14 protein-coding genes and 1 pseudogene are annotated in these 22,453 nt (G+C 72.6%); 6 read left to right on the top strand and 9 right to left on the bottom strand.

Features of this window, described 5'->3' with window-relative positions:
• Positions 1-7: 7 nt before the first annotated feature.
• From V1633_RS01510 to V1633_RS01480, 7 genes are all read right to left on the bottom strand, one after another.
• Complete coding sequence (locus V1633_RS01510) at positions 8-3,418, bottom strand: cyclic nucleotide-binding protein (protein WP_331212250.1); 3,411 nt, start codon at positions 3,416-3,418, stop codon at positions 8-10.
• A gap of 254 nt (positions 3,419-3,672) precedes the next feature.
• Positions 3,673-4,788, bottom strand: coding sequence for a glycosyltransferase family 4 protein (locus V1633_RS01505; RefSeq protein WP_407951939.1), 1,116 nt, complete (start codon positions 4,786-4,788; stop codon positions 3,673-3,675).
• A gap of 54 nt (positions 4,789-4,842) precedes the next feature.
• Positions 4,843-5,523, bottom strand: coding sequence for a BON domain-containing protein (locus tag V1633_RS01500; protein ID WP_331212249.1), 681 nt, complete (start codon positions 5,521-5,523; stop codon positions 4,843-4,845).
• A 299-nt stretch (positions 5,524-5,822) separates the two neighbouring features.
• The gene (locus V1633_RS01495; protein WP_331212248.1) at positions 5,823-7,514 is read right to left on the bottom strand and encodes a S1C family serine protease; all 1,692 of its coding nucleotides are present in this window, start codon (positions 7,512-7,514) and stop codon (positions 5,823-5,825) included.
• A gap of 62 nt (positions 7,515-7,576) precedes the next feature.
• The gene (locus tag V1633_RS01490; protein ID WP_407951938.1) at positions 7,577-9,199 is read right to left on the bottom strand and encodes a sensor histidine kinase; all 1,623 of its coding nucleotides are present in this window, start codon (positions 9,197-9,199) and stop codon (positions 7,577-7,579) included.
• Positions 9,196-9,900 (bottom strand): response regulator transcription factor, encoded by a 705-nt coding sequence (locus V1633_RS01485; RefSeq protein WP_331212247.1) that lies wholly within the window; start codon positions 9,898-9,900, stop codon positions 9,196-9,198. The genes V1633_RS01490 and V1633_RS01485 overlap by 4 nt, the downstream gene beginning before the upstream one ends.
• Positions 9,901-10,011: 111 nt before the next feature.
• Positions 10,012-10,650 (bottom strand): PadR family transcriptional regulator, encoded by a 639-nt coding sequence (locus V1633_RS01480; RefSeq protein ID WP_331212246.1) that lies wholly within the window; start codon positions 10,648-10,650, stop codon positions 10,012-10,014.
• A gap of 387 nt (positions 10,651-11,037) precedes the next feature.
• Between V1633_RS01480 and V1633_RS01475 the strand changes: the two genes are divergently transcribed.
• Together V1633_RS01475 and V1633_RS01470 are read left to right on the top strand one after the other, a co-directional pair.
• A complete protein-coding gene (locus V1633_RS01475) occupies positions 11,038-11,802 on the top strand; it encodes an ABC transporter ATP-binding protein (RefSeq protein ID WP_331212245.1) in 765 nt (254 codons plus the stop codon).
• Entirely contained in the window at positions 11,799-13,730 is a 1,932-nt protein-coding gene (locus tag V1633_RS01470; RefSeq protein ID WP_331212244.1) for a hypothetical protein, read from the top strand. The genes V1633_RS01475 and V1633_RS01470 overlap by 4 nt, the downstream gene beginning before the upstream one ends.
• Before the next feature lie 141 nt (positions 13,731-13,871).
• On the opposite strand, the pseudogene V1633_RS01465 reads toward V1633_RS01470, so the two are convergent.
• Together V1633_RS01465 and V1633_RS01460 are read right to left on the bottom strand one after the other, a co-directional pair.
• Positions 13,872-14,903, bottom strand: a pseudogene (locus V1633_RS01465) (lysophospholipid acyltransferase family protein); the annotation flags it as partial.
• A 101-nt stretch (positions 14,904-15,004) separates the two neighbouring features.
• Positions 15,005-15,799 carry a GNAT family N-acetyltransferase gene (locus V1633_RS01460; RefSeq protein WP_331212242.1) on the bottom strand — a complete coding sequence of 265 codons (795 nt, stop codon included), beginning with the start codon at positions 15,797-15,799 and terminating at the stop codon, positions 15,005-15,007.
• 365 nt (positions 15,800-16,164) lie between these two features.
• Here V1633_RS01460 and V1633_RS01455 point away from each other — a divergent pair, with 365 nt between their 5' ends.
• The 4 genes from V1633_RS01455 to V1633_RS01440 all read left to right on the top strand — a co-directional run bounded on the left by V1633_RS01455 (position 16,165) and on the right by V1633_RS01440 (position 22,367).
• Positions 16,165-17,103: an ABC transporter ATP-binding protein gene (locus V1633_RS01455; RefSeq protein WP_331212241.1), complete on the top strand. Its 939-nt coding sequence runs from the start codon at positions 16,165-16,167 to the stop codon at positions 17,101-17,103.
• Positions 17,100-17,933 carry an ABC transporter permease gene (locus V1633_RS01450; protein ID WP_331212240.1) on the top strand — a complete coding sequence of 278 codons (834 nt, stop codon included), beginning with the start codon at positions 17,100-17,102 and terminating at the stop codon, positions 17,931-17,933. The genes V1633_RS01455 and V1633_RS01450 overlap by 4 nt, the downstream gene beginning before the upstream one ends.
• 353 nt (positions 17,934-18,286) lie before the next feature.
• Complete coding sequence (locus V1633_RS01445; RefSeq protein ID WP_331212239.1) at positions 18,287-22,096, top strand: multifunctional oxoglutarate decarboxylase/oxoglutarate dehydrogenase thiamine pyrophosphate-binding subunit/dihydrolipoyllysine-residue succinyltransferase subunit; 3,810 nt, start codon at positions 18,287-18,289, stop codon at positions 22,094-22,096.
• Positions 22,097-22,187: 91 nt separating this feature from the next.
• Complete coding sequence (locus V1633_RS01440; RefSeq protein WP_331212238.1) at positions 22,188-22,367, top strand: DUF6104 family protein; 180 nt, start codon at positions 22,188-22,190, stop codon at positions 22,365-22,367.
• The last annotated feature ends 86 nt before the right edge of the window (positions 22,368-22,453 follow it).

Raw genomic sequence — 22,453 nt, 5'->3', positions numbered from 1 at the left:
CAACTCCTCACTGGGGTACGGGTGTACCACACGGTTCGAGCACGGCGGTCACCGTCGCACTGGCCGTGTTGCCGGCGGCGTCGACCGCGCTGATGGTGACCGTGATCGTGCCACCGTCGCTGTTGTCGCGGCTGTACGGCACCACAAGGTCTCCGTCGAACGACGCTCCGGAGCGGTTGACCGCGACGGCTCCGCCCGCCTGCCCGAGGGCCCATGTTCCGGACACCTCGATCTCGCCGGCCGGGGTGACGTTGTCCGCGACGCGTCCACTCACGACAGCCGTACCGTCCGGACCACAGGACGGCCGGGAGATGCTGGCCGGATTGACGGAGAGGCCGGAGATGGTCGGATCGGTGGTGTCCCGGGGCGGGCTGGTCGATGGCGTGGTCTGGGGGGCGGTCGTCCGGGGCGGGGTGCCGGGTGCAGCACTGGTCGCCGGGGTACGGGGCGATTCGGTGGCCGACGGGGTGACCGACGGTGTCGGGGACGGGGACGGGGTCGCCGACGGGGTGACCGACGGCGTCGGGGACGGGGACGGAGTCGCCAGCCCGGTCGGCACCGGCTCGTCGGGCGTGACCGGCCGGACCGGCTCCGTCCCGTCCGGCGGCGTGCCACCGCCACAGTCGAGCCTCCGGCCGCTGCCCTCCTGACGTACGCCGGAGACCCGCACCTCGCCGGACGAGACCTCGATGCCGCGTGCCCAGGCCGCGTACCGGGCGGCGCCCCGGCTGACGATCCCGCCGGCGGTCCGGTCGACGGCGAGGGCGAGGGGCGCGAACGCGGCGCTGGGGCTGCCGGTGTCGGCCAGTACCCGGCCGGCGTCGAGGGTGAGCCGGCCGTGCGGTGTGACCGGCCGGACCCCGTCGCTCCAGAGTGGACCGACTCCGGTCCGGGCACCGGCGCAGAGCAGCGCCGTCGCACCGCCCCGGAAGGTGAGGCTGCCCTGGGAGCGGTTGGCGACCTGGATCTGGTCGCCGTCCCGGACGTAGACCCGGCCGCCCTCGGTCAGGGTGACGCTCCGACCGCCCACCACGGCCTCGATCCGGCCGTGCTGCACCGCCAACAGGGCGCGGTCGTCGGGCATCTCCGCCCAGGCCGGCCCGGGCACCAGGTTGGCCGCGCTGGACAGCAGGGCCAGCAGCAGGAAGAACAGGAGCAGCCACCACAGTTTCCGCTCGAACCGTCGGTCCACGTCGTGGTCGGCCTCCGGTGGTGGCGGCCCGGGCGGTGCGAGCAGCGGCGGATAGTCGGCTCCCGGGTGGACGCCCACCCGGGGTGCCGCGCCGCCAGCGCCGGCCGCCGCCGCGGTCAGGGTCGGCGGTCCGGCCGCCGCCGCGGGTGCGCCGAGCATCAGCGACAGGCCGGACACCGCCGGTACGGTCCAGATCCGGACCGGGGTACGGGCGGTCGCCACCGTACCCGGTTCACCCTCACCGGACGGGCCGATCACCGTACCCCGGCGCAGTTGCGTACCGTCGGGAAGTTCCACCACGCCGGACTCCACCACGACGGCCTCGTGCGGGGTCAGCAGGCTCACCGGGTCGCCGGGGTCGACCGTGGCGACCCGGGCACCGGAGACCAGGCCGAGCCGGTCCTCGGCGGTGATTCCGCGCAACGCCGGGGCCTCGCCGAAGAGCGCCTCCGCAGCGACCCGGTCACCCGGCGGCGGGCCGGGCAGCGGGCCCACGGCGGCGACCACCGCCGACGCGGGCAGGGCGAGCAGGTCACTGCCGGCGCTGTGCCAGTCCAGGCCGGCCGGGCTTCCGGTGAGGGCGTTCGCCAGCCCGACCATGCCACCCGGGCCGAGACGCTGCCGGACCAGTCCACCCGGGTCACCCGGCCGCCGACCCTCCACCGTGCCGTCCACGACCACGTGCACGAACGACTGGGCGGCACCGGCGAAGCCGAACTGCTGACCCGGTCGTGGTCGTACCCAGCCGGCCTGGGCCGCCAGCCCGGCCAGCGCCGGGGTGGGCAGCCGGCCGAGCGGCGAGCGGCGCAGCGCCGCGAGCCGCCGGGGCAGGTCGGCCCGGCGGCGCCGTTCGGCCCACCGGGCCCGGGCCCGGCGCACCTGCCGGGCGAGCCAGCCGGCCACCAGGTAGACCAGCGGCGCTGCCAGCCCGGCGACGACCACGACCAGCAGCAGCCGGGCCGGCCAGCCGGAACGCCACAGCCCGAGGGTCAACCCGGCGACCCGGTCGGTCCAGATCCGCCAACCGAGGTTGACCGCGATCACCAGCCAGCAGACCGCCACCCCGCCGTACAGGGCGACGATCCGGCCCTCCCGGTCGAGCTGCGCCCACGAGGGCGGGCGACGACGCAGCCGGGACAGGACGAACGCCAGCCCACGCGCCCGCAGGTTCGGGATCTCCAGCCAGTCCATCAGCAGGTAGTAGCCGTCCAACGCCAGGAACGGGTTGAGGTTGAACAGCGCGTTCAGGTACCAGGCGAAGGCGAGCTTGAACGTCCACGGCGCGGCTTCCGGCACCAGCAGGCCGACGAGCTGGGCCAGGCCGGCGAGAACCAGGCCGGCGGCCGGTCCGGACGCGGTGGTGAGGATCCTGGCCCGGCGGCCCGCCATCCACACGTCCGTGGTGTCGACGAAGACCGACGGGATGCCGAAGTAGACCAGGAAGCCGGCGGCCGGCACCCGCCGACCGGCGTGCCGGGTGGCCAGGGCGTGACCCAGCTCGTGGCAGGCCAACGCGAGAATGTTGAGCCCGAGCAGCACCGCCGCGCCGGCCGCGTACGAACCTTCGGTGAGAAACAGCGACTGTTCCCCGGCCCACCACGTCCAGCCGAAGAGGGCCATCCCGGCGAGCGCCACCAGGCCGAGCAGGGCGGCGGCGACCCGGGTGAAGAGCAGCCGGCCACCGGCCCGGTACAGGAACCCGATCAGCGGGTCGACGTCGACGACCACGCTCCGCCGGCCCCGGGCGGCGGCGAGCAGGCCCCGTCCCAGCCGCAGCGGCCACGGCCGCCGGCGTACCCGGTCCAGCGGGCGGAACGCGTCCACCGGCAGCTCGGCCAGCATCCGGTTGCCGGCCAGGTCGGCCACGACCCGGGTGACCTGCTCCGGCGCCAGTCGACCGGCGATCCGGGCGAACTCGGCGACCAGCCGGGCCACCGTACGTGAGCCGTCCATGAGCTGGGCCAGCTGCCACTCCTCCGGTGACAGCCGCAGGTACCGGGCATCGCCGCCGGAGTCCGGCGAGCGGAGCATCACGTACGGCACGTCGCGTGCCGAGACCAGCTCGGCGCACTCGATACCGGGCCGGAGTACGGGTCGGGCCCGGGCCGGGTTGAGCCGGTCCACGACGGCGGACCACACCCCGGGCTCGGCCGGACCCAGCGGCTGCCCAGGGGCGCGACCAGCCAACGCCTCCCAGACGCTCACCCGGCTCTCGACGACGGCCACCGGCTCCCTGCCTTCCACGGGTCGTTGCGGCCCGCAGGATAAGCCGTAAATCCGGCGCCGGCGACAGCGGGTCCACTACCCGACAACCGACCCGGTCGGGTCGCGGCCGCGCCGGGAGCCCGGACCACTGCGGTCACCGGCGGCCGTGGCCCAGGATGTCCGCAGGGGACGACCGGGTCGCGGAGGCCAGCATGTCCGCAGGGGACGACCGGGTCGCGGAGGTCACCGGTCCGGCGTGCGGCGGGTCGCGGAGGTCACCACGCGCCGACGGAGGGCGCCGAGGCGGGCTCGGCGGATTCCGGACCCGGCACCAGCCAGGCGCGGTAGACCCGCTCGTACTCGTCGGCCATCCGCTCCGCGGAGAACTCGCGCCGTACGTGGGCGACGCAGGCCGCCGGGTCCAACCGCACGGCGTCGTGCAGGGCCGACGCCAACTCCGACGGTTCCTCGCAGATCAGGCCGGTCTCTCCCGGTCGGATCAGTTCCGGCACGGCGCCCCGGTTCAGCGCCACCACCGGCGTACCGGACGCCATCGCCTCCACCATCACCATGCCGAACGGTTCCTCCCAGCGGATCGGCATGATCAGGCAGCGGGCGGCGAGCATGAGTCGTACGGTCGCGTCGCGGTCCGGGTTGCGCAGCACCGTCACGTCCGGCCCGAGCATCGGCTCGATGACCTGTTCGAGGTACTGCCGTTCGGAGCGCTCGTCGCACTTGCCGGCCAGCACCAGCGGCAGGCCGGCCGCCCGGCACGCGTCGACCGCCAGGTCCGGGCCCTTGTCCGCGCTGAACCGTGCCAGCCACAGCACCGGGCCCAGTCCCGGCGCCGACTTGCTCACGATGTTGCGGCTGGCGATGCCGTTGTGGATGGTGGCGGTCCAGGGCAGTTCGGAGGCGAGCCGGCGCTGGGTGTGGGAGATCGCCACCAGCCCCACCCCGGGGTCGAGGTCGCCGAGCACCTCCCGCAGTTCGCCGGTGGGCCGGCCGTGCACGGTGGTCACGGTCGGCACCGACCGTTCGGCCGCCGCGAACGGACCGACGGTGGTGTGGTCGTGGACGATGTCGAAGGAGTCCGGCGAGATCATCCGGTTGACCCGGGCCACGTGCGCCAGCTCCGGCAACGCCTGGCCGAGTCGGTGGTACTGCACCTCCGGCACGGTCCCGACGAACCGGGCAGCGGTACGGGTTCCGGTGCCGGCACCGAAGAGGGTCACCTCGTGTCCCTTGGCCGCGAGCGCGTCCACCAGGGCCGAGCAGACCTGTTCCAGCCCGCCGTAACCGGGTGGCGGCAGTTCGTACCAGGGCGGGACGACCATCGCGATCCGCAGCGGACGGACCTGACGTTGCCGATCGGACGGATTACTGGTCACTGGGGCCTCCCGCAGGGCCGGCAGGTCGGATGCTGGACGCCGGACGGGGCCGGGTCAGCCCGCCAGGCTCAGCCGGATCTCGACGGCGCCGACTCCCGGAGCGGCCCAGGCGATGCGTTCCGCCTCCGACCGCTCCTTCCAGGACCGGACCTCGCCGCTGAGCACCACGGTCCCGTCCGTCACCTCGATGTCGATCAGATCGGCGTCGAGGCCGGCCCGCCGGGCGAGGGCGCCGCGCAGGTCCCGTTCAAGCTCCGCTCCGGGGGCGACGCCGACCGGTCGTACCGCGATCAGGTTGGTGACGCCGCGGACGCCGGTGAGCCGACGTACGGCCCGTTCGGCGGCCCGTTTCTGGAATCCCTTCTCGACCTCGCCGCGCAGGGTCAGCCAGGCGTTGGCGACGGTGACGTCGAGCTTCTCCACGGGTACGTCGGCGTCCCACTCCAGCGCCCGACTGGCCGCCGTGGCGATGTCGGTGTCGGTGCGCTGGGCGTCACCGGGCAGCCGTACGGCGATGTCGTTGGCCACCGCCCGCACCCCTCGGACCCGGTGTGCCGTACGTTCCGCCGCCCACTTCTTGGCGTAACTGTCCACCGAACCGGAGAGGGTCGCGATGCCGGCAGCCACCGAGACGCCGACCTCACTGGCCCGCACCCGGGCGTCCCAGGAGAGTTCGGCCAGCACGTCCTGCTGGATCTCGGCATCACGGCGGACCATGCTCACTCCGGTACTCATCGCCGTTCCTCCCCCGGTGGCTGGCGGATCTCCCCAGGCCCGGTCGAGCCCGGTCGGTGCTGCCGCAGAGCACTCCCCATGTTCACTCCGGCCCGGGTGAGCCAGGTTCACCCCGATCAGGTGAAGGCACCGGCCGCCGAGGGCTCCGGCCCGGTGGGGCGGCGTACCGGCGGGGGAACGGCCCGGAAAAGGAAGCGGCGGGCGACCCGACCAACCCCCTTGGTCACGTCGCCCGCCGCTCTTGGGAGAGGCTCAACTTCCGCGTACGGAAGATCAGCCCGAAAGCGTACGGCCTGTCTCTAGGACGTTTCGGTGAGCGTCACGGTTGCCGTGGTCTGCGCCCCGTTTCGGGTGTAGGTCACCTGCACCTGGTCACCGACCTTGCCGGCCTGCACCGCGGCGACCAGGTCGTTGGAGTCGTTGATCTTCTTGTCGCCGAACTGGGTGATCACGTCACCCTGCTGGATGCCGGCCTTGTCGGCCGCACTGCCCGCCACGACCCCACCGACCAGCGCCCCGCCGTTCTCCGCCGTGTTGACCGAGACGCCGAGCGACGGGTGGCTGACCTTCTCGCCCCGCTGGAGCGCCTCCGCGACCGCCTTGGCCTTGTTGCTCGGGATCGCGAAGCCGACACCGATGTTGCCGGTGCCCTGACCCGCGGTGGCGATGGCGGTGTTGATCCCGATCACCTCGGCGTTGGTGTTGATCAGGGCGCCGCCGGAGTTGCCGGGGTTGATCGGCGCGTCGGTCTGCAGCAGCCCGGAGATCGAGCCGCCGCCCTGCTGCGGACGCTCGAACGGGCTGCCCTGCTCGTCGCCGCCGGCCTGGATGGTCCGTTCGCGGGCGCTGATGATGCCGGCGGTCACCGAGCCCTGCAGGCCCAGCGGGCTGCCGAGCGCCAGCACGGTGTCACCGACCTGCATGGCGTCGCTGTCGCCGAACTTCGCCGCGCTCAGGCCGGAGACGCCCTGCGCCTTGATCACGGCCAGGTCGGTCTTCGGGTCGGTGCCGACGATCTCCGCGGTGGCCTTCGTGCCGTCGGCGAAGAACACCTGGACCTGGTTGCCGGTCGCACTCGCGACGACGTGGTTGTTGGTCAGCACGTAACCGTCGGCGCTCATCACCACGCCCGATCCCTCGGCGTTGGAGGTGCTGATCGACACGACGCTGTTCTGTACCTGGGCGGCGATCTTCGGCAGGTCGGCCGAGTTGATCACCGGCGCCGCGCTGTAGGTCTTGGTGACCCCGCCGGAATCGTCGAGGGCCAGCGCGATCGCCCCGCCGGCGAGGCCGGAGCCGACCATCAGGGCCAGCGCGGTGGCGCCGACCGCCACCAACTTGCCCAGGCGTCCGGGGGTCGGGTTGGTGCCGCCCGGAGGGCCCCACGGCGGTGGGACCGGGCCGCCGTACGGCTGGTGCGGCGGCATCCCGCCGCCCGGTCCGTGCGGGCCCGGATGCCCGGTCGGGTGGTGACCCGCCCAGCCCGGGTGCTGGTGCTGCGGAGCGCCGTGCGGCGCCTGCCAGGGGCTGGCCGGCTGACCGGTGGGCGGCAGGGTGTACGGCTGCCCGGAGGCGGGCGCCGCGCCGTACGGCCCGGGACCGTACGGCTGTCCCGACGCCGGCGTCACACCGCCGTACGCGGGACCGGAGGCCGGTGCCGAGGTTCCGTACGGCTGCCCGGATGCCGGCGTCGTGGCTCCGTACGCGGGCGTCGTGCCGCCGTACGGCGTGCCCGGGACGGTACCGGCGGCCGGCGGGGCCTGGGCGGTGGAACCGCTGTCTGTGGCGGCGGAGCTGGTGCCCGGGGTGGCCGCACCGGCGTCGGACTGCCCGCGGTCGTCGCGGGGCAGTTCGGCGGTCTGCGCGCGGTCGTCACGCGGCAGCTCGGCGGTCTGCCCGCGGTCGTCGCGCGGCAGCTCGGCGGTGGGATGCGAGAGCTCGCGGTCGGCGTCTGCCGGCCGCCGCTGCGGGTCGGTCTCGAACTCGCTCATGCCCTTACCCTGCTCCCCTGCTCTGCGATCCACCTGGAACCCACCTGGATATTGCCTGGGAATCACTCTACGTCGATCGACTCGGGGTGGCCCGGTTGTTCCGCCGGCCCCGACCCGAACTCGGACCCCGCTTCGGAGCCCTCGTCGCTCTCCGGCACCAACGGCAACAGCACCCGGAAGGTGGCGCCTCCGCCCGGGGTCTCGCCGACCTCGACGGTGCCCTGGTGCCCGGCCACCAGGGCCGCGACGATCGCCAGCCCGAGTCCGGTGCTGATCCCGCCACCGGCCCGACGGGTCCGCGCCGCGTCGGCCCGGTAGAACCGTTCGAAGACCCGCTCCGCCTGCTCCGGGGTGAGCCCGCGCCCGGTGTCGGCGACCTCGATGATCGCATTGTCGCGGTCCCTTCGCAGCCGAAGGGTCACCGACGCGTCCGGGGGCGTGTGGGTGAGCGCGTTGGTCATCAGGTTGCCCATGATCTGACGCAGCCGGGCGTCGTCACCGAGGACCACCAGCGCCCCGGAACCCGGTTCGATGTCCAGGGTGACCGACCGCTCCGGCGCGACCGCGTGGGCCGCCTGCACCGCGTCGCTGGCCAGCACCGGCAGCTCCACCGGGGCCAGGTTGAGTGGTCGTTCCCGGTCGAGGCGGGCGAGCAGCAGGAGATCCTCGACGAGCAGGCCCATCCGGGCCGCCTCGTCCTCGATCCGGCGGATGAGTTGGGCGGTGTCCTCGGGACTGCCGACCGCGCCCTGCCGGTAGAGCTCGGCGAAGCCCCGGATGGTGGTCAGCGGGGTACGCAGTTCGTGCGAGGCGTCGGCGATGAACTGCCGCATCCGTTCCTCGGACCGTCGGGCCCGGGCCTCCGACGCCTGCGCGGCGTCGGCCGCGCTCCGTGCGGTCGACTCGGCGGTACGCGCCGCCGCCTCGGAGGCCGCGCGGGCGGTGAAGGCCATCTCGATCTGCGCGAGCATGGCGTTCAGCGCCCGGGACAGGCGTCCCAACTCGGTTTTCGCCTCGACCTCCCCGGGTTCCGGGTCGGGCACCCGTCGGGACAGGTCACCACTGGCGATCGCCGCCGCGGTCCGTTCGATCTCCACCAGCGGTTTCAGACTGGTCCGGACGATCGCCGCGCCCGCCGCCGCCAGGGTTATCAGGACCGAACCGCCGACCAGGACGTCGATCCAGACCAGTTCCTTGACCGCGAGGTCGACGTCGGTGAGGTTCTGCCCGACGGCGAGATAGACGCCGTCGCCGAGCTGCACGATCATCATCCGCCAGCGGTACCGGTGGTCGACCGAGCTGACGGTGAAGACGTCCTCGTCGGCGTGCTTCTGGTACCACTCGGGGTTGTTCAGGGTGCCGGGCAGGTTCGCCGTGCTGAGCTGCTTGTCGTGCAGCCTGGTGCCGTTGACGCCGTTGACGAAGACCACGAGATAGTCGGTGGGGAGCCCGCTGGTGCCGGTCCGGGAGTCCCGCTGGAGCTGCTCGAAGGCGGTCTCCGGCTGGTGCGCGTAGCTGGCCAGCTCGTCGTCGATCTTGCCGACCAGGTAGCTGCGCAGGAAGAACGCCGTCATCACGCTGATCACCACCAGCGCGGCGGCGACCAGGACGAGGACGGCGGCGACCAGCTTGACCCGCAGCGGTACGGCCCGCAGCCGTCCCTTCAGGGCCAGGGTCGCGCTCACGCCGCCGGCTTGCGGAGCACGTATCCGACCCCTCGCAGCGTGTGGATCAGCCGGGGCTGGGTCGTGTCGATCTTGCGCCGCAGGTAGGAGATGTAGGACTCGACGATGTTGTCGTCGCCCCGGAAGTCGTAGTTCCAGACGTGGTCCAGGATCTGCGCCTTGGAGAGCACCCGGTTGGCGTTGAGCATCAGGTAGCGCAGCAGCTTGAACTCGGTCGGCGAGAGTTGCACCCGCTTTCCGGCCCGGTGCACCTCGTGGGTCTCCTCGTCCAGTTCGAGGTCGGCGAAGGTCAGCCGGGACGGGGCGTGCTCACCGGTCGCGGTACGCCGCAGCACAGCCCGGATCCGGGCGGTCAACTCCTCCAGGCTGAACGGCTTGGTGACGTAGTCGTCGCCGCCCAGGGTCAGCCCCCGGATCTTGTCGTCGGTCGCGTCCCGCGCGGTGAGGAAGACCACCGGGGTACGGGCACCGCCCTCGCGGAGCAGTCGGATCACCTCGAAGCCGTCGAGATCGGGCAGCATGACGTCCAGCACGACCAGATCCGGTCGCCGCTCCTTGGCGGCCGTCACCGCCGCGCTACCGCTGGTCGCGGTGGCCACGTCGAATCCGGCGAACCGCAGACTGGCGGAGAGCAGCTCGAGAATGTTGGGGTCGTCCTCGACGACGAGTAGTCGAGCCTCGCTCTGGGTTGTCGCTGCCATCAGGCCATCATCCGCGCCCGCGCTGCGGCTCGGCTGAGCATCCCCTGAAAACTGCCTGAGAGCCGTGACGGCCGTATTGGGCGTTCTGAGAGGTTTCCGGTCACCGTACGCTCAGCGCAGCAGCCGGCGCAACCCGTCCAGTGCGCCGTCGAGCAGTCGGATCGCCGTACGGAGTTGACTGTCGGTGAACCGCCGGCTCCGGGTCAGCGCCCGCGCCTCGGCCACGAACATGAGCAGCCGTTGCTCGAACTCGTCGCCCGGGTCGCTCCCCGCCTCCGGGCCGGCCGGGCGGCCGTTCCCGGTCGACCGGGCACCGCCCGGCGGCGGGGTGGACGGCGTGTTCCGGCCGGCCCGTCGGGTTTCCCGCGCCACCGACCGTAGCTCCTGTCGGAGGTCCCGGAGGGAGTCGCGTACCCCCGCCCTGATCTCCCCGGCCAGCCTGGTCAGATCGGCCACCGAGGTACGGATCTCGGCCTCCAGCGCGGCCAGCTCGTCCGCCCGCTGCCGTAGCTCCTGCCGCCCCGGGTCGGTGATCTCGTAGACCTTCCGGCCGCCCGCCGCGTGGTGGGTGACTAGTCCTTCGGTCTCCATCCGCTGGAGCCGGGGATAGATGGTGCCGGCACTGGGCGTGTAGAGCCCCCGGAACCGCTCCTCCAGCAGCCGGATCAGCTCGTACCCGTGCTTCGGTCCGTCTTCGAGGAGCTTGAGCAGGTACAGGCGCAGCCGGCCGTGTCCGAAGACGGGCGTCATGCCGGGTCCACTCCGCCCGCAGCGGTGCGGTCGTCGACGGGGCTGACGACGGGTCGTCGGGCGCCGTCCGCCGTCCGACAGGCCATGGCGCTCTCCGTTCCACCCCGGCTCCGGTTTCGCCCTCGCCCGGGTGCTCTCCGGTCGCCCACTGCGCGCCGTCCCGTGCCGGGACCCGCACCGCCACGATAACGCGATACATCGCGACAGCGGAATCCGCGGCCCTCCTGCCCAGGTGCGGGCCGACCGCGCCGCCGGGCCCACCCGCAGCCCAACCCGTGGATGATCGACTCGGCAGCCGGTGCCAGCTCGGCGAGGAATCGACTCTTGGCGACGGACAGGGCGCCCGGCACCCCACCGCCGCTAACGATCTTCACCTATGCTCCGCGCGTGACCTCCCCAGCACTCGAAATCCGCGGCCTGGTGAAGACCTTCGCGGCACATCGCGCGGTGAACGACCTCGACCTGACCGTCGGTGCCGGCACCTTCCACGGCATCGTCGGCCCCAACGGCGCCGGCAAGTCCACCACCATCGGAATGGCGGTCGGACTCGTCACCCCGGATGCCGGGGAGATCCGGATCCTCGGCCACGACGCGCTGCGCGACCGCGGCCTGACCCGCGCGCTGACCGGCGTGCTCCCCGACGGCCTCGACTTCCCGGAGCGCCTCACCGGCGCCGAGCTGCTGCGCTACAGCGCCGGCCTGCGCGGGCTGCACCGGGTCGCGGCCGCCGACCGGACGGCCGAGCTGATCGAGGTGCTCGGCCTGGCCAAGGGCGCCGGCACCGCCCTCGCCGACTGCTCCACCGGTACCCGCAAGAAGCTCGGTCTCGCCCAGGCGCTGCTGCACGCGCCCCGGCTGCTCGTCCTCGACGAGCCGTTCGAGGCGGTCGACCCGGTCTCCGCTGCCACCATCCGCCGCGTGCTGCGCCGGTTCGTGGCCGGCGGCGGCACCTGTGTGCTGTCCACCCACTCGATGCTGCTGGTCGAGCAGATGTGCGACGAGGTCACCGTGATCCATCAGGGCCGGGTGGTGGCCGCCGGGCCGGTCGCCGAGGTCGCCGCCGGCGGCAGCCTCGAGGACCGGTTCGTCGAACTGGTCGGCGCCGACGCCTCCGGCAGCGCCGGCCTGGACTGGCTGACCGGGTCACGATGAGCGCGCATCCTTCCGCCCCCGGCCCGCTGGGCGGCACTCTTGGCAAGATCGCGGTGCCGGCCCGGATGCGGACGGCCATGCTGCGTCGCTCGCTGCGTGAGCATCCGGGACCCACGGTGGCCGGCCTGACCGGGCTGCTCGCCGCCGCCTGGCTGATCCGGTACGCGCTCCGCGGCGACCAGCACACTCTCGCCCTGCTGGTCGGGGCGTGGGTTCTCGGCTGGATCGTGCTGCCGTTGCTGCTCGGCGGCGGTCACGGCCGGGTCCGCCCGGCCCACCTGCGCCTGGAGCCGATCGGCGGTGTCCCGGCCGCGATCGGTCTGCTCGCCGCCTCGGCGATCGGTATCGGCCCGGCCGTCTCGCTGGTGGCGCTCGCCGCGCTGCCGGTGCACGCCGCCCGTCACGGCCCGGTCGCGCTCCTCGTCGCGGCCTCCGGCGCGGTGCTGCTCTGGCTGCTCGGGCTGATCGGCTCGGCGATCGCGCTGGAGGTCGTCGGCCACGCCGGCGGGCCGGCCGGGGCGCTGCTCACCGGCGTCTTCACCGGGACGGCGATGGGTGTCGCCGGGTCACTCTGGGCGGTCTTCCCCTGGGTGACGGTCCTGCTGGTCGGAGCACCGGACGAGGTGGTCCGGGCGATGGCGTACGTGCCGAGCGCCTGGCCGCTGTCCGCCGTGACCGGGCCAGCCGGCCGAGGAGTGTGGACGATGGCGGCCCTGGCCGGTGTCGTGCTGCTCTGCGCCGTCGCGTACATCCTGCTCGTCCGAAGGATGATCACCGCCGGCGTGCCGTTCCGGCCGCGCCGGACCGCCGCGGTACCATTCCCCCGCCGGGCCGACAGCGGGCCGGCCGCGACGCGCGGGGCATCACCGGCCGAAGTCGGGCGTACCCGGCCCGGATGGCTGGGATGGGTGCCGGCCGCGACGCGGGCGGTCGCCGGGCGTGAGTTGCGTGCCTGGCTGCGGCATCCGCTGCGGTTGCAGTACCTGGCGTTCGCGGTGGTGTACGGCGCGCTGCTCGCCGGCGCGCCGCTGCTGTCCGACGTGGAGCTGTTGCTGCCGTGGGCCGGACCGCTCGCCGTGCTCGGCGCGGCGGCGATGTCGGCCGGGCTGGTCGGGCTGGACGGCACCGCGTTGTGGCTGCCGCTCACCACACCGGACGGCGAACGTGCCGAGGTCCGTGGGCGGGTCCTGGCGTGGCTGGTTCTGGTCACCCCGATCGGGGTGCTGCTCACCGTCGCCGGCGTCGCCCTCGCGCCCGATGTCGACGCGCTGGTCGCGGTCGCCACCCTGCCGGCCCTGCTCGGCGCGGGCGCCTCGGTACCGGTGTGGGTGTCGCTGCTGCGGGTGCGCCCGGCGGCCGACCCCCGGCATCCCACCTCGGCCGACAATCCGACCGACATCGTCAGCGTGCTGGTCGCCACCGGGGGTGGGCTGCTCGCCGCGGCGCCGGTGCTCGCGCTGGCGGTCTGGGGCCCGCCGGGGATGGCGCCGCTGACGCCGCTGGTCGGGCTGCTGTGCGGTGCCGCGGTCTGCTGGGGTGGCGTCTGGCTGGCCGACGAGCGCCTCGCCCGGCGCGGGACCGAGGTGCTCGCCGCGGCCGGCCAGCGGAGCCGGCCGCCGGAGACGGTGATCCCGCTGAAGTGGGACGCGGAATGGTACCGGGAGAACAAGGCGACGGCGTGGGCGCTGGTGTTGCTGACGGTGGGGTGGATCCCGGTGATCCCGCAGGGCGTGATGGTGCTGGCGTTCGGGATTGACGGTGGGTGGATCGTGGCGGGTCACCTGGAGGGCGGCGTGCGGACCGCGACGGCGTTGGGGATGGTCGCTCTGGGCGGTGCGATGCTCCTCACCGGCCTGGTGTTGTGGGGTCGCCGACCGCAGCCGGGCGATTCTCCGCGCGCCCGGCCCGCGTCGGGGGAAGCGGCCTAGGTCGCGCCCGAGCCGACTCGCCCGGGCTGTTGCCGCCACGCCGGATCAGCGGTCGGCGGGCCGGTGTCGGACAGGGTGGCGACGCCGGTCGTGGTGGCGTGGGGCCGTTCCCCTCGCGCCACGGCCGCCGACCTGACGTGCCCCGGCCGCCACCGGCCGTCGTGGATCCGCCGCGCGGGCGGGAGACGGCACCACCGGGACGCCCGGTGCCGTGTCCGGCTGCCCGGCGACCGCACCGGCAGCCGCCCGCACCGCGACCTCGGCGGCCTCGGCGAGCCGTCGTCGGGCCGCCACGGTGACGGATCGCGGGTCGGCGGGCGGTTCGACCGACAACTCGGCGGTGACGGTCACGGTCACCACCAGTTCCCGCAGCGACAGCACCCGACGTACCGAATCGAGCAGGGTCTCCTCGGCCAGAAACGCGGGCGCGGCGGTGGCGCCGGCCGACCCGGCCCGGTAGCTCAGCCGTACCGGCACCACCGGCACCCGCGCGTCGACCGCCGCCTGGAACATCGCCGGCCGGAACCGTCCGGACCAGCCGCAGCCGACAGCCGGACGGGGTACACCGCACCAGGTCGTACCCTCCGGGAAGACCGCCACCACCGCGCCCGAACGCAACGCCCGGGCGACCCGGGCCACCGTGCCCGGCAGGGCCCGTGGCCGGGTCCGGTCCACGAAGAGGGTGCCGCCCCGCGCGGCGAGCGGTCCGATCAGCGGCCACCGCCGCACCTCGTGTTTGGCCAGCATCCGAGCCGGAGCGACGGCGAGAACCGCGACGACGTCCAACCACGACACGTGGTTGGCCACCAGCAGCGCCCGCTGGCGGGGCGGTTCACCCCGGACCAGGAGGGTGACCCCGAAGGCCGCCAGCACCGCACGGGCCCACCGCCGTCCGGCGGCCTGCCGGGCGGACCGGGACAGCACCGGCAGTACGGGTACCAGCGCCGCGCCGAGCAGCAGTACCCCGAGCAGCGCGGCCATCCGGCCGACCTGCCGGGAGCCGGAGACGCGCGGGGTCTGACCCGGACCGGGCAGGCAGCCCTGCCCGCAGTTCGACTGCGGTCGCCAGAGCGAGCCGGCCCGTTCCCCGACCGGCACCGGCACCGCGGCCGGGGCGGTCGACACCCCCACCCGGGCGGCCGTCGGGTTCGACGGGGCAGCCGTCAGAGTCATGTTCGACGGGTTCACGGAGGCGGGTGCCGGGTTCAACGGGACGTCCGCCGACCTCGCCGGTCCGGTCGGCGAGGTCGGGCGGGCGCACCGTACGGCGTCGTTCACTGGTCCGGGCCGAGGAAGTGCCGGCGGTACCGGTCGGGCATCCGGTCGAGCGAGAGCAGGACGTAGAGGTCGGCCACATCGAACTCCGGGTCGTAGGCCGGTTCCCCGCACACCCAGGCGCCGAGCCGCAGGTAGCCGCGGAGCAGTGGCGGCATCTGCACCCGGCCACGGGTCTGCGTCTCCGCGCCGGACCTCGCCAGCGCGGCCGCCGCGGCCGGCTCGGACAGCCAGGGGCGGTGCGGCCGGAGCCGCATCGGTGGCGGCGACAGGTGCCGCCGGGACACCTCCGCCCAGACCCCGGCCGCCGTCACCCCGGCGTCGTCCAGGGGTACCGAGGCGCAGCCACCGAGCCAGCGCAGTCCCCGCAGGTGCAGGTACCGCGCGATGCCGGCCCACATCAGATTGATCACGGCACCGGACCGGTGGGCCGGGTCGACGCAGGACCGGCCGATCTCCACCAGATCGTCCCTGAGCGGTGCGAGCGGCGAGAGGTCGAACTCCCCCTCGGCGTAGCGCCGGCCGGCCGCCGCCGCCCGGTCCGGCGGCAGCATCCGGTACGTCCCGACCACCGCCCCGGTCCGGTCCTCCGAGACGATCAGGTGGTCGCAGTACGGGTCCAACTCGTCGGAGTCCAGTCCGGGCGTCGGCGAGGAGAGCCGGGCCCCGAACTCGTTGACGAACACGGCGTACCGGAGTCTTTGCGCGGCGGCGATCTGTGCCGCACCTTCGGCGATCGACAGGGTGTATCCGCTGGTCGCGGCATCCGGGCCAGCGGTGAGCAGAACGGCCATGGTGTCTGTGTAGGCGTCGGTACTGCCGTCGACGTGTCGGCCGTCGGTTGGCCGCGTGTCGATACGGTGAACGCTGCGGTCACGGGTTTCCGCCCCGGTCGGCGGTCGGTGCCAGCGGCCGCAAAGCGGTGCGGACACCGGTCCAGGGTTGGCGGCGGGCACCGGTCCCGGTATCGGGGCGGGCTGTCGGCCAGGGATCGGAGCGAGCCTCGGGACGAGAGCGTCTGGTACCAGAGGAGGACGGGCTCGTGCCCGGGGATGAGGCGGGGCTGCGGGATCATTCCGGTTGACCGTGCGAACCGCACCGTCGACGCTGGGCAACGGTGCGCGGCCGGGTCACGGCGGCGTCACACGAGGGGAGAGAGATGTCCGACGGGCAACCAAGCCCTGCGGCCGCGAGCGGCCAGATAGTGGTGTCAGGACTCACCAAGGTTTACCGCAACGTCCGGGCGGTCGACAATCTGTCGTTCACCGTCGAACCGGGCCGGGTCACCGGGTTCCTGGGGCCGAACGGCGCGGGCAAGACGACCACCCTGCGCATGCTGCTCAACCTGGTCACGCCGACCGCGGGCACGGCGACGATCGGCGGCCGGCGGTACGCGGACCTGACGGATCCGGTACGGCACGTGGGTGCGGTGCTGGAGGCGTCGAGCGCGCACAAGAGCCGGACCGGCATCAACCATCTCCGGGTGATCTGTGCGGCGGCCGGCCTGCCGAAGCAGCGCGCCGACGAGGCACTCGAACTGGTCGGGCTCACCCCGGCGGCGAAGCGGAAGTTCAAGGGTTACTCGCTCGGGATGCGGCAGCGGCTCGGTATCGCCGCCGCGATGCTCGGCGATCCGCAGGTGCTGATGCTGGACGAGCCGGCGAACGGGCTCGACCCGGAGGGCATCCGGTGGATGCGGGGTTTCCTGCGCAACCTCGCCGCCCAGGGGCGTACGGTGCTGGTCTCCAGTCACCTGCTCTCCGAGATGCAGTTGCTCGCCGACGACGTCGTGATCATCGCGGCCGGCCGGCTGGTCCGGCAGGGCCCGGTGGAGACCGTTATCGGTTCGATGGCGGAGAGCGCCCGGGTCCGGGTACGCACACCGCAGGCCGACGAACTGGTCGCCGCACTCGGTGAGCACGACGCCCAGGTGCAGCGGACCGAGGACGGTGCCCTGCTGGTCGACGGCGTCGACGCGCCGACGGTCGGTCGGGCCGCCCTGGCGGCAAAGGTCGAACTGCACGAGCTGACCACCGAGCGCCCCGACCTGGAGGGCGTCTTCCTGGAACTCACGTCCGGAAAGGCGGCTATCCGATGAGGCTGGTCCGAGCCGAACTCCTCAAGATCCGCACTATCAACATCTGGTGGATCTTCGCCCTGATCAGCCTGCCGCTGTGGGGCATCACCCTGTTCATCAACTACATCTCGTCGCAGTTCCTGGTCGACCCGGCGAGTGTCGGCGCACCGGAGCCCACCCCCGAGCAGGCCGCGCAGCTGGCGGTGGCGGCGGACCCGCTGAACATCGCGGCAAACCTCTACACCAACGGGCAGCTGCTCGGCCTGCTGATCGTCATGCTGCTCGGCGTCATCGTGGTGACCAGCGAGTTCGCGCACCAGACCGCCACCACGACGTTCCTGACCACGCCGCACCGGACCGCCGTGGTGCTCGGCAAGCTGGTGGCGGCGGCGTTGCTCGGCGTGCTCTTCTGGCTCGTCACCACCGCGCTCAACCTGATCGTCACCCCGCTGATGCTCGACGGCTTCGGCCTCGGCAACCAGCTCGACCAGAGCGCGGTGTGGCAGGCCATCCTGCTCAACGGGCTGGCGTACCTGCTCTGGGCGATCTTCGGGGTCGGCTTCGGGGTGCTGATCCGCAGCCAGATCGGTGCCACGGTCACCGGGATCCTGCTCTACCTCGCCGGCTACATCGGCGCGGGGATCTTCCTGTCCCAGCTGGCCCAGCGGTTCGGCGACTGGATCAACAACCTGCAGCTCCTCGTCCCGTCGCTGGCCTCGCAGCTGATGACCACCGGCACGGATCTGCCGGGTACCCCGCCGCGCTGGTCCGGCGCGGTGGTCATGATCGGGTACGCGGTGGTGACCGGCGTGATCGGGACACTGATCATGCGAAAGCGGGACATCTCCTGACTCCGACGTCCCGGGTGGGTCGGCGGTCGTCGCCACCCGCCCGGGACAACCGGGGGTGGCCCTCACCGAACGTCGGGACAGAACGGCGCGACTGCCCTCGCCACCCCCCGGACGGATCAGCGGGGGCCCGCCCGGCCAGCCGGGACGACGGGCGTGGTGGTGGGGAGACGGTCGAGTCAGACCCAGTACGGCGGAGAACTCGCAAAACCTGTGAAACGCGACACGGCCCCGATGCGACAATGCTGACGGTTAACGCACGGCGTAGCCTTGGACCCGTCTTTCGACTCAGCCCCCCGGACGGGTGGCAGAAACCGCGTGACACACAACCCGCGTGAAAGAGGCGATTACCGGCCGTGTCGACCCAGCAGACTTCGCAGGAAAATCCATTGGCGGGTTTCGGCCCCAATGAGTGGATCGTCGAGGAGATGTATCAGCGGTACCTCGCCGACCCCACCAGCGTCGACTCGGCCTGGCACGACTTCTTCGCCGACTACCGCCCGGCCGGGCAGGACGGCGCGGCCGCAGCCACGACCGAGGCCCCGAAGAACACCCAGGGTAGCCAGACCGCCACCGAGCGCCCGGCGGGGGCCGCGACCGCGGCACCCGCGGCGAAGCCGGCCGCAGCCCCGGCGGCGAAGCCCGCCCCGGCGACGACCGCGGCGCCGGCCACGGCTCAGCCGGCGAAGCCCGCCGCCGCTGCGGCCAAGTCCGAGACCGCGAAGGCCACCGAGACCGCCGCGAAGCCGGCGGCGCCGGCCAAGCCCAAGGCCGCCCCGGCCAAGGCCGCCGGTGACGGTGGCGCCCAGACCGTCGCGCTGCGCGGAGTGGCCGCCCGGATCGTCCAGAACATGGACGCCTCGCTCTCGGTGCCGACCGCGACCAGCGTGCGGGCCGTACCGGCCAAGCTGCTGGTGGACAACCGGATCGTCATCAACAACCACCTGGCCCGGGGCCGGGGTGGCAAGGTCAGCTTCACCCACCTCATCGGCTGGGCACTGGTCAAGGCGCTCGCCGAGCACCCGGAGATGAACAACTCGTTCACCGAGGTCGACGGCAAGCCGGCGGTGCTCCGGCCGGAGCACGTCAACCTCGGCATCGCGATCGACCTGGCCCGACCGGACGGCAGCCGTACCCTGGTGGTGCCGTCGATCAAGGCCTGCGAGCAGATGGACTTCCGCCAGTTCTGGCAGGCGTACGAGGACATCGTCCGGCGGGCCCGGCGCAACGAGCTGACCATGGAGGACTACGGCGGGACGACGATCTCGCTGACCAACCCGGGCGGCATCGGCACGGTCCACTCGCAGCCCCGGCTGATGGTGGGGCAGGGCACGATCATCGGCGTCGGCGCGATGGAGTACCCGGCGCCGTACCAGGGCATGTCCGAGGACACTCTCGCCGAACTCGCGGTCAGCAAGATCATCACGCTGACCAGCACGTACGACCACCGGATCATCCAGGGCGCACAGTCCGGCGAGTTCCTCAAGATCGTCCACGAACTGGTTCTCGGCGAGCGCGGCTTCTACGACGAGATCTTCACCTCGCTGCGCATCCCGTACGAGCCGGTCCGCTGGGTCCGGGACGTGGCGGTCGGCTCCGAGGGGCAGATCGACAAGAACGCCCGGGTGCTGGAGATCATCCACGCGTACCGGGTGCGCGGGCACCTGATGGCCGACACCGACCCGCTCGAGTTCAAGATCCGCAAGCACCCGGACCTCGACGTGCGCCAGCACGGCCTGACCCTGTGGGACCTCGACCGGACCTTCCCGGTCGGCGGCTTCGCCGGCAAGCAGAAGATGAAGCTGCGCGAGGTCCTCGGTGTGCTGCGGGACTCGTACTGCCGTCGGGTCGGCGTCGAGTACATGCACATCCAGGACCCGGAGGAGCGCCACTGGATTCAGGAGCGGGTCGAGCGCAAGTACGAGAAGCCGGCGCGGGACGAGCAGAAGCACATCCTCAACCGGCTCAACGCCGCCGAGGCGTTCGAGACCTTCCTGCAGACCAAGTACGTCGGCCAGAAGCGCTTCTCGCTGGAGGGTGGCGAGTCGCTGATCCCGCTGCTCGGCGAGGTGCTCGAGTCGGCCGCCGAGAACGACCTCGACGAGGTTGTCATCGGCATGGCCCACCGGGGCCGGCTGAACGTGCTGGCCAACATCGTCGGCAAGCCGTACGAGAAGATCTTCTCCGAGTTCGAGGGCCACCTGGACCCGCGTTCCACCCAGGGCTCCGGTGACGTGAAGTACCACCTCGGCCAGGCCGGCAAGTTCACCACCCCGGACGGCGAGCACTCGACCAAGGTCTCGGTCACCGCGAACCCCTCGCACCTGGAGGCGGTCGACCCGGTGCTGGAGGGCATCGTCCGGGCCAAGCAGGACCGGATCGACCTGAAGCTCGAGGGCTACACGGTGCTGCCGGTGGCCGTGCACGGCGACGCGGCGTTCGCCGGCCAGGGTGTGGTCGCCGAGACACTCAACCTGTCCCAGCTGCGCGGCTACCGCACCGGCGGCACCGTGCACGTGGTGGTCAACAACCAGGTCGGCTTCACCACCGCGCCGGAGTACTCCCGGTCCAGCCTGTACAGCAGTGACGTGGCCCGGATGATCCAGGCGCCGATCTTCCACGTCAACGGCGACGACCCCGAGGCCGTGGTCCGGGTCGCCCGGCTCGCCTTCGAGTACCGGCAGGCGTTCAACAAGGATGTCGTCATCGACATGGTCTGCTACCGGCGGCGCGGGCACAACGAGGGCGACGACCCGGCGATGTCCAACCCCCTGATGTACAAGATCATTGACTCGAAGCGCTCGGTCCGGAAGCTCTACACCGAGGAGCTGATCGGTCGGGGCGACATCACCGTCGAGGACGCCGAGGAGCTGCTCCGCGACTTCCAGGCGCAGCTGGAGCGGGTCTTCAAGGCCACCCGGGACGCCGCCTCGTCGGCGCGGCCCGCCGCCCGGCCCCGCCGGCAGCCGGAGCCGGAGCCGGAGGTCGAGACCGCGACGACCGCCGAGGTGCTCCGGGCGATCGGCAGCGCGCACGTGACGCTGCCGGACGGTTTCACCCCGCACAAGCGGATCCAGCAGCTGCTGGACCGACGCGCCAAGATGGCCGAGTCGGGCAACATCGACTGGGGCTTCGGCGAGATCATCGCGTTCGGCGCGCTGCTGCACGACGGGGTGACGGTCCGGCTCGCCGGGCAGGACTCCCGGCGGGGCACCTTCGTACAGCGGCACGCGGTCGTGGTGGACTCCCGGACCGGCGCCGAGCACAACCCGCTCTCCGCGCTGACCGGCGACCGCTCCCGGTTCTTCGTGCACGACTCGCTGCTCAGCGAGTACGCCGCGATGGGCTTCGAGTACGGCTACTCGGTCGAGAACACCGAGGCGCTGGTGCTCTGGGAGGCGCAGTTCGGTGACTTCGTCAACGGCGCGCAGACCGTGGTGGACGAGTTCATCTCGTCCGGCGAGGTGAAGTGGGCCCAGCAGTCGTCGGTGACGCTGCTGCTGCCGCACGGCCACGAGGGCCAGGGTCCGGACCACACGTCCGGGCGTCCGGAACGGTTCCTCCAGCTCTGCGCCGAGGACAACATGCGGGTCGCCATCCCGACCACCCCGGCGAACCACTTCCACCTGCTGCGCCGCCAGGGCCTCTCGCCGAAGCGCAAGCCGCTGGTGGTGTTCACCCCGAAGTCGCTGCTGCGGCACAAGCTCTGCGTCTCCGACGTCGCGGACTTCACCACCGGCACCTTCCAGCCGGTGCTGGCCGACGGCGCCGGCACGACCGGAGTCACCGGCCCGGCGCCGGAGGCGGTGAAGCGGGTGCTGCTCTGCTCCGGCAAGGTCTACTACGACCTGGCACAGGCGCGGGCCGAGCGGGACATCACCGACACCGCGATCCTCCGGGTCGAGCAGCTCTACCCGCTGCCGGTCGAGGAGCTCCGGGCCGCCCTGGCGCAGTACCCGAACGCCGAGGACTTCGCCTGGGTCCAGGAGGAGCCGGCCAACCAGGGCGCCTGGTCGTTCGTCGCACTCAACCTGCTGGAGCACCTGGAGGGCGTACGGCTGCGCCGGATCTCCCGCCCGGCGGCGGCGGCTCCGGCGGTCGGCTCGGCCAAGATGCACGACGTCGAGCAGGCCGCGCTGATCGAGGCCGCGCTGCCGCGTCCCTGACCGGTTGTCCGGGTGCCCGGGACCGTCAACAACGGTCCCGGGCACCCGATCCGGTCACCGGCGCGGGTCGCATAATCCGAAAGAGGACGTCGTGTACTTCACCGACCGAGGCATCGAGGAACTCGTCGAGCGCCGGGGGACCGAGACGGTGACCCTGGAGTGGCTCGGCGCCCGGCTGAGCGACTTTGTCGACCTCAACCCCGAGTTCGAGACGCCGATCGAGCGGTTCGCCACCTGGCTGGCCCGGCTCGACGACGAGGACGACCTCTGATCGTCGGCCGACCGGTGACGTGACGCACCGGTCGGGGGAGCCCGCCACCGACCGGATCCCGCCCACCGGGCGTCGGAGTTCCGGGG

Origin of the sequence: Plantactinospora sonchi (genome assembly GCF_036422035.1) — a bacterium.
In the GTDB taxonomy this organism is placed as follows: domain Bacteria; phylum Actinomycetota; class Actinomycetes; order Mycobacteriales; family Micromonosporaceae; genus Plantactinospora; species Plantactinospora sonchi.
The sequence above is the reverse complement of the archived record's forward strand: the minus strand, read 5'-3'. Positions and strand labels throughout refer to the sequence as shown.

Coding starts and splice junctions, on each gene's coding strand:
- V1633_RS01500 (WP_331212249.1), bottom strand. CDS start 5,523: ATGAGTACCGGAGTGAGCATGGTCCGCCGTGATGCCGAGATCCAGCAG.
- V1633_RS01495 (WP_331212248.1), bottom strand. CDS start 7,514: ATGAGCGAGTTCGAGACCGACCCGCAGCGGCGGCCGGCAGACGCCGAC.
- V1633_RS01485 (WP_331212247.1), bottom strand. CDS start 9,900: ATGGCAGCGACAACCCAGAGCGAGGCTCGACTACTCGTCGTCGAGGAC.
- V1633_RS01480 (WP_331212246.1), bottom strand. CDS start 10,650: ATGACGCCCGTCTTCGGACACGGCCGGCTGCGCCTGTACCTGCTCAAG.
- V1633_RS01470 (WP_331212244.1), top strand. CDS start 11,799: ATGAGCGCGCATCCTTCCGCCCCCGGCCCGCTGGGCGGCACTCTTGGC.
- V1633_RS01460 (WP_331212242.1), bottom strand. CDS start 15,799: ATGGCCGTTCTGCTCACCGCTGGCCCGGATGCCGCGACCAGCGGATAC.
- V1633_RS01455 (WP_331212241.1), top strand. CDS start 16,165: ATGTCCGACGGGCAACCAAGCCCTGCGGCCGCGAGCGGCCAGATAGTG.
- V1633_RS01450 (WP_331212240.1), top strand. CDS start 17,100: ATGAGGCTGGTCCGAGCCGAACTCCTCAAGATCCGCACTATCAACATC.